We start from the raw sequence: 13,339 nt of genomic DNA, 5'->3' as shown, positions 1-13,339 counted from the left end.
AGCAGCCGCCGTCCCCGGCACTCCCATCTACGGAACAAGCACAGGAGCACCACCAGCATGACCCATCACGCCGCAGCGCTGCGCACCGCGCAGAGCCTCGCCTCACGTGGCTGGCACGTCTTCCCCTTGTCCCCCGGCGCCAAGCGGCCCGCCGTCCGCGCCTGGGAGGCCCGAGCAACGACCGAGTGCGCCCGCATCACCCGCTGCTGGGGACACGGCCCGTACAACATCGCAATCGCCACCGGCCCGGCCCGCCTCGTCGTCGTCGACCTAGACATCCCGAAGAACGCCGAGGACACCCCGCGCGCCCCGTGGAACGAGTCTGGCATCACCGACGGCACCGACGTTCTCGCCGCGCTCTGCGAGCGCCACGGCCAGCCGTACCCGGACGACACCTACACCGTCCGTACCGCCAGCGGGGGCACACACCTGTACTTCACCGCCCCCCAGGGCGCCGAACTGCGCAACAGCGCAGGCAAGTTGGGATGGAAGGTCGACACCCGCGCGGCCGGTGGCTACGTCGTCGCCGCAGGCAGCATCGTGGGCGGCAAGCCCTACCAGGTGGTGCGCGACAACCCGCCCGCACTGCTACCCCGATGGATTGCCGATCTTCTCTATCCGGCTCCGACGCCCCCGCCGGCACCCGTCACGGTGCCGCTGGTCGGCGGCCGCCGCGCCGCGTACCTCCGCAGCGCCCTCAACGCCGAGTTGGCCAAGGTGACCGGCTCCCAGCCCGGCGAGCGCAACACCACCCTCTACCGGGCGGCCGTGGCGCTCGGGCAACTCGTCGCCGGGGGAGCCTTGGCCGAGGGCGACGTCACCGCGTGGCTGTCGGCTGCCGCCGTACAGGTGGGCCAGGGCGAGCGCGAAGCACGCAACACCATCGTCTCCGGCCTGCGCGCCGGCGCGAAGCGCCCCCGGACGGTGGCGGCATGAGCAGCGCCCTCCTGACCGCCGTCCCGCCCCTCTACAGCCGCCGCAGGGCCAAGGCACCGAACCCCGCCGAAGGGTTCCGCAGCGCCTGGACCGCAGACGAGCTGATGGCCGCGGAGTTCCCCGAACCGAAGTGGGCCGTCCCCGGCATCCTCTCCGAGGGCGTCAACCTGCTCGCCGGGCCTCCCAAGGTCGGCAAGTCCTGGATGGCCCTCGGCCTTGGCTTGTCGGTCGCGGCCGGCGGCGAGGCGTTCGGTGCCGTCCCGGTCGACGGCGGCCCCGTGCTGTACCTCGCGCTGGAGGACACCGCCCGCCGTCTCCAGAACCGGATGGGCAAGCTCCTCGGCGGCCGGCCTGCACCCTCCGGGCTGACCCTGTCCACCGAGTGCCCGCCGCTGCCCCAGGGCGGCGCGGAGATGATCGCCGGGTGGCTGGACCAGAACACCCAGGCCCGGCTCGTCGTCATCGACGTGTTCGCCAAAGTCCGCGGTGCCGCTCCCATCGGCGCGTCCGCGTACGACGCCGACTACGCCGCCGTCGGGCATGCCAAGCAGCTCGCCGACCATTACGGCGTCTCCGTCGTCCTGGTCCACCACCTGCGCAAGGCGAGCTCCGACGACTGGCTGACCGAGGTGTCCGGCACCAATGGAATGGCCGGCGCAGCTGACGCCACCCTCGTCCTCAAGCGGGGCCGCGGCCAGGCCGACGGCGTGCTCCTCGTCACCGGCCGGGACGTCGAGGAAGCCGAGCACGCCCTGTCCTTCCAGACGGACACCGGCGCCTGGCACCTCCTGGACGGACCCGCCGAGGACCACCTCATCGGCGACACCCGCGCCGTCATCCTGCGCTACGTCCGCGCGAACCCGGGCGCCCGGCCCAAGCAGCTGTCCGAGGCAACCGGCATCGACGTCTCCCTGGCCCGGAAGACCTGCGCACGCATGGCCGACGACCACCAGCTCCGCCGCGGTCCGGGCGGCGCCTACTACGCGCCGACTCGCGAGGCAGGGGAGTGACACCGCCGGGTGTCCTCCCTGTCCCTCTGTCCCCAAACCCTTCCTGACCTGCACGAACGCCAAGGACAGCTTCCGCCCCCGCTGTCCCGGTGTCCCCTGCCCCGCGAGAGGACCGAAAAGTGACCACCACGGCCACTCGGCAGCGCAACATGCTCACCATCAAGGAGCTCTGCGAAGAACTCCAGATCTCCCGCTCCACCTTCTACGACTGGCGAGCGAAGCAACGCGCCCCCCGCTGCATCAAATTGCCGAACGGCGACCTTCGTATACGCCGCACCGACCTCGACAACTGGCTCGACGACCGAGAGGACGCGAATCACTGATGGATACCTCATTCGACGTCAAGATTCGTAGTATTCGAATTCGCAAGGGTGTACGGAAAACCTCATATGTCGTGCGCTGGACAGTGAATGGAGATGAGTTCCAAGACACTCTCGGCACCCAGGCACTGGCCGACTCGTTCCGCTCCACCCTCGTCACCGCGACACGCAAGGGGGAGGCGTTCAGCACGATCACGGGCCTGCCCGACTCCCTCGGGTCCAAGGCATCCACCGTCAACTGGTACGACTTCGCAGTGCAGTACGTGGACGCCGTGTGGGACCAGACTGCTGCGCACGGCCGTAGAAGCATGGCACAGGCCCTCATGAAGGCGACCCTCGCCCTACTGAGAAAAGAGCCCCACTACGAACCCGTCGCCGTGCGCAGAGCGCTCCAGCAATACGCCTTCAACAAGAATAAGCGCGACAGCGCCCCATCCGACATGAAGGCCATGCTTGCATTTATCGAACGCAACACGCTCAGTATGGCAGCGTGGGAAGACCCGGCGAAGGTCGACGACGTGCTTACCGCTATGGAAACCCGGCTCGATGGCAAGGCTGTAGCTGCAAGTTCAAGAAGGCGCCACCGCAATGTGCTGAGCGGCATATTCGATCACGCAATCAAGCGTGGCGTCCTGAAAACTGACCCGATACCAAGGGGTATGAGGGACAGGATCAAGACCTCGAGCACGCTGGATAAGCGCCGCCTGCTTAACCCTGAGCAGGCGCAAGCCCTACTTGCGTGGGTACATGGCCAACCCAGAACGGGCGAGATCCTTCACGCGTTCTTCGCGACCATGTATTACGCCGGGGCGCGCCCGGAGGAGGTCACCGCGCTCCGCGTGCGAGACGTGACCCTGCCCCCCGAGGATGCCGACGATCAGTGGGGAGAGTTGGTCTTCTACGAGGCCACACCGGACGTCGGCTCCCAGTGGACTGACTCTGGGGAGTCCTACGACAAGCGGCACTTGAAGGGGCGAGCTGAAGGGGACAGCCGCCCTGTTCCCTGTCACCCGGAACTCACCCGCATCCTCCGCGAAGAGATCAGGCGGCGCGAATTGGAGCCCGGCGACCTGATCCTGCGCGCCTTCAAAGGCGGGAAGCTGCACACCATGGTGATCAAGAAGATGTGGTACAAGGCTCGCAAATCAGTGCTGACCGATGACGACATGGCCTTCCGTAAGCGGGTCTACGACCTGCGGCACACCTGCCTCACGACGTGGCTGAACAGCGGCATCCCGCCGGCGCAGGTTGCGGAGTGGGCGGGCAACAGCGTGCCCGTCCTCCTGCGCACGTACGCGCACTGCATCCAAGGCCAGTTCGACCACTACAAGAAGCGGCTGGAGGCGACCCACCGCCTCGGAGGCGTCGCCTGAGCGCCCGAAAACCTGCCCACGTATTGCCCATGGACACCCGCAGCACGCCGGTGCCAGCCGGACGCAGCCGGAGCCGCGCTCCCTCACAGGGAGGCGGCGCCGACTGCGTTTCGGGGGCTCGCAATGGCGGGCTCGGGGTGTAGTCCCACGACACCTCACGGACTCGGCATGCGGCGTGTGCACGGCGACCGTCTCCGGCTGTGGGGTCCTCCTCCGGTTCCCGCCCGCCTGGCGGGGTGTCAGGGAGGAGTACCGCACTCCGATTTAACGTTCCGTAGCCAAAACCTCGCCCGAATCCGAATTGTTGTCCACAGATTTCCGTCTTCCTCTGGCTTTACGTCTCGCGCGCCCTCACTCTGGGTAGTGAACTACTGAGTGCAGCAAGGCGGTTCGGACCGACGGGGACGGGGCGACTGATGGACGCGATGCGGCTCATCGTGGCGAGCAGACGGGCGCTGGCGCACGGCGCGGGTGTACCGGAACTGATGACCGAGGTGTGGCAGGCCCAGGCCCTGGCCCAGGCGATCGGCAGCAGGCTGGCCGTCTCCGGCCCGCCCGAGCTGCGCGGCGAGGCCCTCGGTCTGACCGAGCTGGCGGGCCGGGGCTGCGGGGTCCTCACCACCCCGGACCTGGACCCCGGCACCCTGCGCGCCGCCCAGCTCACGGAGCTGGACGACGCACGCAAGACGCTTCTCTCCCTCGGCGGCCTCCTCGCCGAGGTCGGTATCGCGCTGGTCGGCATGGCCAGCGCCGCGGCCGACGAGACGACGTACTGGCAGTGCATGGAGGCGATCGATGCGGCAGACGAGTCCCGGGACCGGGTCCTGGAGATGCTCCGCAAACTGGCGGCCCGGGAGGAGGTCCGGGACGGTTAGAGCCTCTCGTCCGCCGTGGAAGAATCCATGGCGGAACGGTGGAGATCGGACAGCTCCGCGTTCAGCGCCGCCATGAGTTCCTCCATCTGCTGGAGCAGTCCCTTCGGCTGACCGGTGGGTCCACCCTGCTGTGGAACGGACTCTTCGGACAAGACGGCCTCCCCGGCCCCCCGGCCCGCCGTCGGCGGGCCACATATGACGCGCGGCGGCGGAGACCGTCCGGCGCGGGTGCCGGACGGCCCGGCTCCCCACCCCCAAACGATCACCGAAGAGGCCGGTCACTGGCCCGCCCCGCCCCGCGCCCCGCCGTCGGCGATATTCACCCGGGGCGGGGACGCGCGGGACGGCCGGTACCAATGCTGTTGACGGGGCCCGTGCCAGGCAGGATGGGGGCATGGATCTTCGCATCTTCACCGAGCCCCAGCAGGGCGCGAGCTACGACACCCTCCTCGCCGTCGCCAAGGCCACCGAGGACCTCGGCTTCGACGCCTTCTTCCGCTCCGACCACTACCTGAAGATGGGCGACGTGGACGGCCTGCCCGGCCCCACCGACGCCTGGATCACCCTCGCCGGTCTCGCCCGGGAGACCAAGCGGATCCGCCTCGGCACCCTGATGACCGCCGGCACGTTCCGGCTGCCGGGCGTGCTCGCCATCCAGGTCGCCCAGGTCGACCAGATGTCCGGCGGCCGCGTCGAACTCGGCCTGGGCGCCGGCTGGTTCGAGGAGGAGCACAAGGCGTACGGCATCCCCTTCCCGAAGGAGAAGTTCGGCCGTCTTGAGGAGCAGCTGGCGATCGTCACCGGCCTGTGGCAGACCAAGCTCGGCGACACCTTCGACTTCCACGGCACCTACTACGACCTGACCGACTCGCCCGCGCTGCCCAAGCCCGCCCAGGCGCGGATCCCGGTGCTGATCGGCGGTCACGGTGCGACCCGCACCCCGAAGCTGACGGCGCGTTACGCCGACGAGTTCAACATGCCGTTCGCCTCGGTCGAGGACAGCGCGACCCAGTTCGGCCGGGTCCGCGCCGCAGTCGAGGCGGCCGGCCGCAAGGCCGACGACCTGACCTACTCCAACGCCCTCGTGGTCTGTGTCGGCAAGGACGACCAGGAGGTCGCCCGCCGCGCCGCGGCCATCGGCCGCGAGGTCGACGAGCTGAAGACGAACGGCCTGGCCGGCACCCCGGCCGAGGTCGTCGAGAAGATCGGCCGCTACGCCGAGATCGGCTCCCAGCGTTTCTACCTCCAGATCCTCGACCTCTCCGACCTGGACCACCTGGAGCTGATCTCGGCCCAGGTCCAGTCCCAACTGTCGTAACCGGCAAGGGGTCCGCGCATCCGGTCGGCTGTGACACGGCTGTGACCGGAGGAGTGGCTTCCACCACAGTGGTCCGGAGCCCGCCCTGATGGGGTGACCGGATGCGCAGACCCCACCCCCGTCTCCTCGCCCCCGCCGTCGCCCTGTTCCTGGCCACGGCCTGCGGCGGGGAGCACGCGGGCACGAGCGGCGGCCCCGGCGCGGCGGTCCCGGCGCCCCGCGCCACCGTCACCGACCCCCCGGTGGACGGCGTCCGGATCACCTCGGTCACCATCCCCTCCGCCTCCCCGACCCCGTCCGCCTCGCCGGGCTCGGTCCACGCGGACCGGCTGCCCGGTGACTCGGGTGTCTCCGCCGCCTACCAGGTCAGCAACGACGGCGACGAAGCCATGACCTACACCGTGATCTTCGCCTTCACCACGGACACCGGCGCGGTCATGGGCAACAAGAAGCTGACCGTGCGCGGGGTCGCGCCGGGCCGCAGCAAGAACGGAACCGTCGGCCTGGGCGTGCTCACCCCCGGCGCCTCACCCGTGACCAGGGTGAAGATCGAGCAGGTCACCAAGGTCCCCGCCGACGAGGCGCCGGACAAGACCGGCGCCTGCCCCTCCTCCGGTGTACGGCTGTGGGCCGACGACGGCGACGCCGCGATGGGTCTGCGTGTCGTAGGACTCCACCTGCAGAACTGCGGAGAACGGGACTACTCGCTCGACGGCTATCCGGAGCTGAGCCTCCTCGACGAGGACCACCGGCCCGTCGACGGCATACGCGTCCTGCACGGAGGCGCCGCCGTCGCCATGGGAACCGGCTACGACGAACCGCCCGCCCCCCTCACCCTCAAGCCCGGTGAGACCGCCCTGTCCGGCCTGATCTGGCGCAACACCACCCTGGCGGGCAGCACCGCGGTGAACGTGCCCTACGTCCGTGTCCTGGCGAAGCCCGGCGCCGACCCCGTGATCGTCACCCCGGAACTGGATCTCGGCACCACGGGCAGACTCGGCGTCGGCGCCTGGAAACGAGCCGACGGCTGAGCGGGTCGGCAGCGCCCCGAAGGGGCGCGGGGCTGTATCACTATGCGGCTCCGCCGCGTGGGCGCGATCAGCCACGACGGCGCCGCAGCCGACAGACGGCACACCGCGGCACTTCCACCGGAGTACGCGGCCCGGAAGAAATTCCGCGCCCCCACCCCGTGTTCCTCGGTACGTTGGAACCGCGGGCAAGCGCACGACCAGCGCCTTCGCACCTTTCCCTGACCCTTTTCCGAGGCGACCCACCGTGTTTCTGACGATCACCACCACCGGCACCGACGAACGTCCCGCGACCGACCTCGGGTTCCTGCTGCACAAGCACCCCGACAACGCGCAGACCTTCTCGACCTCCTACGGCATCGCGCACGTCTTCTACCCCGAGGCGGATACCGCGCGCTGCACGGCGGCGCTGTTGCTGGAGGTCGACGCGGTGGCGCTGGTCCGGCGTGGCAAGGGCAAGGGCCGTGGCGGGGCACCCGACGCGGCGCTCTCGCAGTACGTCAACGACCGCCCCTACGCGGCCTCCTCACTGCTCGCCGTGGCGATCGGCAACGTCTTCTCCAGCGCGATGCGCGGTGTGTGCAAGGCCCGCCCCGAGCGGGCCGCCGCCGCGCTGCCGCTGCGCGTCGAGGTGCCCGCGCTGCCCGCCCGCGGCGGCCCGGAGCTGGTACGACGCCTCTTCGAGCCGCTCGGCTGGACGGTGACCGCCGCACCGGTCGCCCTGGACGCCGCGTTCCCGGAGTGGGGGGACTCGCGGTACGTCGGTCTCGTCCTGGAGTCCGAGACGCTCACCCTCTCCGAGGCACTGCGCCACCTCTACGTCCTGCTCCCCGTCCTCGACGACGCCAAGCACTACTGGGTCTCCTCCGAGGAGGTCGACAAGCTGCTGCGCGCCGGCAAGGGCTGGCTGCCCGGCCACCCGGAGCAGAAGCTCATCACCAGCCGTTACCTCTCCCGCCGCTGGTCGCTGACCCGGCAGGCCATGGAGCGGCTGGAGCTGGTGCGGCTCGCCGAGTCCGACGACAGCGAGGTCGAGGAGCTCGACAACGCGGTCGAGGAGGAGACCGAGGCGGAGGAGAAGCCGACCCCGCTCGCCGTGCAGCGGCGCGAGGCGATCCTCGGCGCGCTGAAGCGTTCCGGTGCCGCCCGGGTCCTCGACCTCGGCTGCGGCCAGGGCCAGTTGGTGCAGGCGCTGCTGAAGGACCCGTCCTTCACCGAGATCGTCGGCGTCGACGTGTCGATGCGCGCGCTCACCATCGCCTCCCGGCGGCTCAAGCTCGACCGCATGGGCGAGCGGCAGGCCGCCCGCGTCAAGCTCTTCCAGGGCTCGCTGGCCTACACCGACCAGCGGCTCAAGGGGTACGACGCCGCCGTGCTCAGCGAGGTGATCGAGCACCTCGACCTGCCCCGGCTGCCCGCCCTGGAGTACGCCGTGTTCGGCGCCGCCCGCCCGCGCACGGTCCTGGTGACCACGCCGAACGTCGAGTACAACGTCCGCTGGGAGACCCTTCCCGCCGGACATGTGCGGCACGGCGACCACCGCTTCGAGTGGACCCGCGAGGAGTTCCGCGCCTGGGCCCACCGGGTCGCCGAACTCCACGGTTACGAGGTCGAGTTCACCCCTGTGGGCCCGGACGACCCCGAGGTCGGCCCACCCACCCAGATGGCCGTTTTCGAGATCGGCACCACCACGATCGCCGCGAAGGAGGCGAAGGCGGCATGACCGAGGCACAGCACACCGGACGGGTCCTCCCCGTCACCGACCTCTCCCTGGTCGTCCTCGTCGGCGCCTCCGGCTCCGGCAAGTCCACCTTCGCGCACCGCCACTTCAAGCCGACCGAGGTGATCTCCTCCGACTTCTGCCGGGGGCTGGTCTCCGACGACGAGAACGACCAGAGCGCGACGAAGGACGCCTTCGACGTCCTGCACTACATCGCGGGCAAGCGACTGGCCGCCGGCCGCCGCACGGTCGTCGACGCGACCAGCGTCCAGCAGGAGTCGAGAAAGCAGCTGATCGACCTGGCCCGGCAGTACGACGTGCTGCCCATCGTCATCGTCCTCGACGTGCCCGAGGAGGTGTGCGCCGAGCGCAACGCGGCCCGCATCGACCGGGCCGACATGCCGCGCCGGGTCATCCAGCGCCACATCCGCGAACTCCGCCGTTCCATAAGGCACTTGGAGCGCGAGGGCTTCCGCAAGGTGCACATCCTGCGCGGTGTCGAGGAGATCGAGTCCGCGACGGTCGTCACCGAGAAGCGGTTCAACGACCTGACCCACCTCACCGGCCCCTTCGACATCGTCGGCGACATCCACGGCTGCGCCTCCGAACTGGAGACCCTGCTCGCGAAATTGGGGTACCAGGACGGCGTGCACCCGCAGGGCCGTACTGCCGTCTTCGTCGGCGACCTCGTCGACCGCGGCCCGGACAGCCCGGGCGTGCTGCGCCGGGTGATGTCGATGGTCCGGTCGGGCAACGCCCTCTGCGTGCCCGGCAACCACGAGAACAAGTACGGGCGTTATCTCAAGGGCCGCAAGGTCCAGCACACCCACGGACTCGCCGAGACCATCGAGCAGATGGACAGCGAGAGCGAGGAGTTCACCCAGCAGGTACGGGAGTTCATCGACGGGCTCGTCAGCCACTACGTCCTCGACGGCGGGAAGCTGGTCGTCTGCCACGCCGGGCTGCCCGAGAAGTACCACGGCCGCACCTCCGGCCGGGTCCGCTCGCACGCGCTCTACGGCGACACCACCGGCGAGACCGACGAGTTCGGCCTGCCGGTGCGCTACCCGTGGGCGGAGGACTACCGGGGGCGGGCGGCCGTCGTCTACGGTCACACCCCCGTCCCCGAGGCGAGCTGGCTCAACAACACCATCTGCCTGGACACCGGCGCCGTCTTCGGCGGCAAGCTGACCGCGCTGCGCTGGCCGGAGCGGGAACTGGTCGACGTACCGGCCGAGCGGGTCTGGTACGAGCCGGCCCGGCCCCTGCGCGCCGAGGCGCCGGGCGGTCAGGACGGGCGGCCGCTGGACCTGGCGGACGTCCAGGGCCGACGGGTCGTCGAGACCCGGCACCAGGGGCGGATCGGCGTCCGCGAGGAGAACGCGGCGGCCGCCCTGGAGGTCATGAGCCGCTTCGCGATCGACCCACGCCTGCTGCCGTACCTCCCGCCGACCATGGCACCCACGGCCACGAGTCATGTCGAGGGCTATCTGGAGCACCCGGCGGAGGCGTTCGCCCAGTACGCCGAGAGCGGGGTCGTCCGGGTCGTGTGCGAGGAGAAGCACATGGGCTCGCGGGCGGTGGTGCTGGTGTGCCGGGACGCGGAGGTGGCGCACAAGCGTTTCGGCGTCGCCCCGGGGCCGACCGGCTCCCTCTACACCCGCACCGGACGCCCGTTCTTCGACGACGAATCGGTGACCGAGGAGATCCTCGGCCGGATCCGCGCGGCGGTGGACGCGGCCGGCCTCTGGGACGAACTCGCCACCGACTGGCTGCTGTTGGACGCCGAGCTGCTGCCGTGGTCGCTCAAGGCCGCCGGACTGCTGCGCTCGCAGTACGCGGCCGTGGGCGCCGCCTCCGGCGCGGTCTTCCCGGGTGCGCTGGCCGCCCTGGAGGGCGCGGCGGCGCGCGGTGTCGACGTCGGTGGGCTGCGGGACCGGCAGCGTGCACGCGCCGCCGACGCGGCCGCGTTCACCGACGCCTACCGCCGTTACTGCTGGACCACCGAGGGCCTGGACGGGGTGCGCCTCGCCCCCTTCCAGCTCCTCGCGGTCCAGGGCCGCAGCCTCGCCGGGCTCCAGCACGACGAGCAACTCGCCCTGCTGGACCGGCTGGTGGAGAACGACCCGACGGGTCTGCTGCAGACCACCCGCCGCCTGTACGTCGACACCGGCGACCCGGAGTCGGTGCGGGCCGGTGTCGACTGGTGGCTGGAGATGACCGGCCGGGGCGGCGAGGGCATGGTCGTCAAACCGCTCGGGGCAGTTGTGCGCGACCCGGCCGGCCGGCTGGTCCAGCCGGGCATCAAGTGCCGGGGCCGCGAGTACCTGCGGATCATCTACGGTCCCGAGTACACCCGCCCCGACAACCTGGCCCGCCTGCGCAACCGCTTCCTCAACCACAAGCGGTCCCTGGCGATCCGCGAGTACGCCCTGGGCCTGGAGGCCCTGGACCGCCTCGCGGACGGCGAGCCGCTGTGGCGGGTGCACGAGGCGGTGTTCGGGGTGCTGGCACTGGAGTCGGAGCCGGTCGACCCCCGGCTCTGAGGTCAGCCGACCAGCCGGAGCCTGCGGGCGCAGGCTCCGACGCGGACCGTCTGCCCCCAGGCCAGCTCCAGGGCGTCCGTCTCGATGCCGTCGCCGAAGGCGATCAGGCGGTCCGACTCGACCGTGAGGGTCAGGGCCGCGGAGGCCGTGAGTTCCCCGGCGACCAGGGAAGTGCCGGTCGCCGGGGACGGCCAGGCCTCGCGGACGAACCAGAGCAGGCGGTTCTCGGTGGGGGAGGGCAGGGTCTGCCGGGCGCCGCGCTCCTGCCACAGCGAGCGCAGCCACCCGGTGGCCCCGGTGCCGGTGCCCACCAGCACCCCGGAGGAGGCCTGGGCCTCGACGACACCCCCGTCGTCCTCGAGGCCCAGGCGGTATCGGGCGGTCTGATGACCGGCGGTACCCAGATAGATCTCGTTGAGCGCCACGAGCCGCTGTGTGTCGTCGGCGACCGCCTCGACCATGGTCAGCTCATCGACGCCCGTGGCCCCGGCCGAGCCCAGCAGCACAACCGCGTCCGTGGGCCGGTGTCGTACGAGGACACCGGGGTTGCGGCCGGGGTCGGTGTCGATCCCGATCACCGGCTGGCCGTCCAGGTACTTGGCCACGTTCGCCACCAGCCCGTCCTGGCCGACCACCACGACCACGTCCTCCGGCGCGAACAGGAAGCGGTCCAGGTCGCCCCGCTCCACCCGCGCCTGACGCCAGGTCAGCGGCACCGCCGAGGTCACCTCGGCGAGCGCCCGCCGGGTGCGCCGGTGCCGTTCGGCGACCTCCTCGATGTCCCGGCCCCGGGAGGAGAGGAAGAAGGCGGCCTGGCCATGGGTGCCGTGGTGGGCCACCAGCTCCTCGTACTCGGTGGTGCGGTGGACGAGCACGGCACGGGGCGCGAGGCTCATGGCGCCGCCTCCGGGACCCGGTGGAACCGGGCGGACGGATCCGGCGAGGCCGCCGGCCACGCCGTACGGCCCCTGACCGCGGACCCGGTCGCCGTGTTCACACCCCCTCCGCCGAGCCCAGCTTCGCCAGCAGCCCCGTCAGCACGTCCGGCGACACGGTCAGGCTGTCGATGCGCGGGAGGTTCTCCGCCAGCCGGGTGCCCGTGAGGGCGTGCAGCGTGGCCACGTCCACCTCGCCATGCACCCGCAGCCAGGCCGCCTGTGCCGCGGCCCGGGCCTCGCCGACCTCCCGTGCCCCCGCCGCCTCGGCCCGCGCGAGCGCGACCGCCCGGGCCGCCTCGGCCTCACCCAGCTTCACGGACCGCGCCGCCTCGGCGTCGGCCAGCTTCACGGACCTGGCCGCTTCCGCCTCCGCCAGCTTCACGGACCGCGCCGCCTCGGCCTCGGCGAACTTCACGGACTTGGTCGCCTCCGCCTCCGCCAGCTTCACCGTCCGGGTCGCCTCCGCCCCCGCCCGGACCGCGTCCGCCGCCGCGTGCTCCTCCGCCTCGCGCCGGGCGTTCGTGCCCCGCTGCTCGACCAACTGCTCCTCGCGGCGGGCCAGTTCGATCTGGCTGGCCAGCTCGTTCTCGGCGATCGCCCGCTCGCGCTCGACGGCCACCGCCCGCCGTTCGTAGGTCGCCCGGTCGGCCTCCTGCTGGATCTGCTCGCGGGCCGGGGTGCGCAGCGCCCGCTCCACCTCCGGCTCGGGCCGCAGCGCCATCACCCGGACGGCCACCACCTCTATCCCGGTCGCCGGCAGCCGGGGCTCGGCGGCCAGCCCGGCCGCGACCTGCTCCCGCACCGCCGCCACCCCGTCGACCAGCGCCTCCGAGAGCAGGGTCCGGGCCAGGACGTCCAGCGCGTGCTGCTGGGCCGTCTCCGTGAGCAGGGTGCCCAGTTGTTCCAGCGGAGTGCCCCGCCAGGCTCCCGTGTCCGGGTCTATCGAGAAGTCGAGGCGGGCGGCCGCCACCGCCGGGTCGCCGACGCGGTAGGTGACCGTCGCCTGGACCACCACGTCCTGGAAGTCGGCCGTACGGGCATGGAAGGTCATGGCCAGTTCGCGGTCGTCGACCGGCACTTCCGAGATCGCCGCGCTGAGCGCCCGGAACCAGAAGCTGAGCCCCGGACCGTCGTGCAGCAGCGTTCCGCCCCGGTGGTGTCTGACGTGCGCCGTCGGAGCCCCGCGCAGATGGCGCCAGCCCAGACGGCGGGTGATGTCGGCCATCGAATCCGCCCCCCTCGCCTTTAGAGTCATATTGACCATAATCCTGGCTC

At 71.1% G+C, this 13,339-nt stretch carries 12 protein-coding genes; 9 read left to right on the top strand and 3 right to left on the bottom strand.

All coding sequences use genetic code 11. From position 1 onward, the window contains the following. Nucleotides 1-57 precede the first annotated feature (57 nt). The 5 genes from EDD90_RS13570 to EDD90_RS13550 all read left to right on the top strand — a co-directional run bounded on the left by EDD90_RS13570 (nt 58) and on the right by EDD90_RS13550 (nt 4,514). Nucleotides 58-936, top strand: coding sequence for a bifunctional DNA primase/polymerase (locus EDD90_RS13570; protein WP_123973259.1), 879 nt, complete (start codon nt 58-60; stop codon nt 934-936). Then, nucleotides 933-1,946 (top strand): AAA family ATPase, encoded by a 1,014-nt coding sequence (locus tag EDD90_RS13565; protein ID WP_123973258.1) that lies wholly within the window; start codon nt 933-935, stop codon nt 1,944-1,946. The genes EDD90_RS13570 and EDD90_RS13565 overlap by 4 nt, the downstream gene beginning before the upstream one ends. A 149-nt stretch (nt 1,947-2,095) precedes the next feature. Continuing rightward, the gene (locus tag EDD90_RS13560; RefSeq protein WP_123981236.1) at nt 2,096-2,269 is read left to right on the top strand and encodes an AlpA family transcriptional regulator; all 174 of its coding nucleotides are present in this window, start codon (nt 2,096-2,098) and stop codon (nt 2,267-2,269) included. After that, nucleotides 2,269-3,639: a tyrosine-type recombinase/integrase gene (locus tag EDD90_RS13555; protein ID WP_123973257.1), complete on the top strand. Its 1,371-nt coding sequence runs from the start codon at nt 2,269-2,271 to the stop codon at nt 3,637-3,639. The genes EDD90_RS13560 and EDD90_RS13555 overlap by 1 nt, the downstream gene beginning before the upstream one ends. A 416-nt stretch (nt 3,640-4,055) precedes the next feature. Continuing rightward, nucleotides 4,056-4,514 (top strand): DUF6099 family protein, encoded by a 459-nt coding sequence (locus EDD90_RS13550; RefSeq protein ID WP_185149071.1) that lies wholly within the window; start codon nt 4,056-4,058, stop codon nt 4,512-4,514. On the opposite strand, the gene EDD90_RS55365 is transcribed toward EDD90_RS13550, so the two are convergent. Continuing rightward, entirely contained in the window at nt 4,511-4,666 is a 156-nt protein-coding gene (locus tag EDD90_RS55365; RefSeq protein WP_185149070.1) for a hypothetical protein, read from the bottom strand. The two genes, EDD90_RS13550 and EDD90_RS55365, sit on opposite strands and share 4 nt — an antisense overlap. 242 nt (nt 4,667-4,908) lie before the next feature. Between EDD90_RS55365 and EDD90_RS13545 the strand changes: the two genes are divergently transcribed. The 4 genes from EDD90_RS13545 (at nt 4,909) to EDD90_RS13530 (ending at nt 11,126) form a co-directional block, all read left to right on the top strand. Further along, nucleotides 4,909-5,832, top strand: coding sequence for an LLM class F420-dependent oxidoreductase (locus EDD90_RS13545; protein WP_123973256.1), 924 nt, complete (start codon nt 4,909-4,911; stop codon nt 5,830-5,832). A gap of 101 nt (nt 5,833-5,933) precedes the next feature. Continuing rightward, nucleotides 5,934-6,863 carry a DUF4232 domain-containing protein gene (locus tag EDD90_RS13540; protein WP_123973255.1) on the top strand — a complete coding sequence of 310 codons (930 nt, stop codon included), beginning with the start codon at nt 5,934-5,936 and terminating at the stop codon, nt 6,861-6,863. A 244-nt stretch (nt 6,864-7,107) separates the two neighbouring features. Then, nucleotides 7,108-8,583 (top strand): 3' terminal RNA ribose 2'-O-methyltransferase Hen1, encoded by a 1,476-nt coding sequence (locus EDD90_RS13535; protein WP_123973254.1) that lies wholly within the window; start codon nt 7,108-7,110, stop codon nt 8,581-8,583. After that, entirely contained in the window at nt 8,580-11,126 is a 2,547-nt protein-coding gene (locus EDD90_RS13530) for a polynucleotide kinase-phosphatase (protein ID WP_123973253.1), read from the top strand. Before EDD90_RS13535 ends, EDD90_RS13530 begins: the two co-directional genes overlap by 4 nt. Before the next feature lie 2 nt (nt 11,127-11,128). Here EDD90_RS13530 and EDD90_RS13525 read toward each other — a convergent pair whose 3' ends face one another. Both EDD90_RS13525 and EDD90_RS13520 read right to left on the bottom strand, forming a co-directional pair. Continuing rightward, nucleotides 11,129-12,022, bottom strand: coding sequence for an NAD(+)/NADH kinase (locus EDD90_RS13525; RefSeq protein WP_123973252.1), 894 nt, complete (start codon nt 12,020-12,022; stop codon nt 11,129-11,131). A gap of 97 nt (nt 12,023-12,119) precedes the next feature. Beyond that, nucleotides 12,120-13,289 carry an SPFH domain-containing protein gene (locus EDD90_RS13520; protein ID WP_123973251.1) on the bottom strand — a complete coding sequence of 390 codons (1,170 nt, stop codon included), beginning with the start codon at nt 13,287-13,289 and terminating at the stop codon, nt 12,120-12,122. Nucleotides 13,290-13,339: the final 50 nt, after the last annotated feature.

This window comes from Streptomyces sp. Ag109_O5-1 (assembly GCF_003814875.1).
Classification (GTDB): domain Bacteria; phylum Actinomycetota; class Actinomycetes; order Streptomycetales; family Streptomycetaceae; genus Streptomyces; species Streptomyces sasae.
This window is presented reverse-complemented; position numbering and strand designations above follow the sequence as displayed.

Bases quoted from the DNA above. Each gene is read 5' to 3' on its own strand.
- EDD90_RS13550 (WP_185149071.1), top strand. From the start codon at position 4,056: ATGGACGCGATGCGGCTCATCGTGGCGAGCAGACGGGCGCTGGCGCAC.
- EDD90_RS13540 (WP_123973255.1), top strand. From the start codon at position 5,934: ATGCGCAGACCCCACCCCCGTCTCCTCGCCCCCGCCGTCGCCCTGTTC.
- EDD90_RS13530 (WP_123973253.1), top strand. From the start codon at position 8,580: ATGACCGAGGCACAGCACACCGGACGGGTCCTCCCCGTCACCGACCTC.
- EDD90_RS13565 (WP_123973258.1), top strand. From the start codon at position 933: ATGAGCAGCGCCCTCCTGACCGCCGTCCCGCCCCTCTACAGCCGCCGC.
- EDD90_RS13545 (WP_123973256.1), top strand. From the start codon at position 4,909: ATGGATCTTCGCATCTTCACCGAGCCCCAGCAGGGCGCGAGCTACGAC.
- EDD90_RS13570 (WP_123973259.1), top strand. From the start codon at position 58: ATGACCCATCACGCCGCAGCGCTGCGCACCGCGCAGAGCCTCGCCTCA.
- EDD90_RS13525 (WP_123973252.1), bottom strand. From the start codon at position 12,022: ATGAGCCTCGCGCCCCGTGCCGTGCTCGTCCACCGCACCACCGAGTAC.
- EDD90_RS13555 (WP_123973257.1), top strand. From the start codon at position 2,269: ATGGATACCTCATTCGACGTCAAGATTCGTAGTATTCGAATTCGCAAG.
- EDD90_RS13520 (WP_123973251.1), bottom strand. From the start codon at position 13,289: ATGGCCGACATCACCCGCCGTCTGGGCTGGCGCCATCTGCGCGGGGCT.
- EDD90_RS13560 (WP_123981236.1), top strand. From the start codon at position 2,096: ATGCTCACCATCAAGGAGCTCTGCGAAGAACTCCAGATCTCCCGCTCC.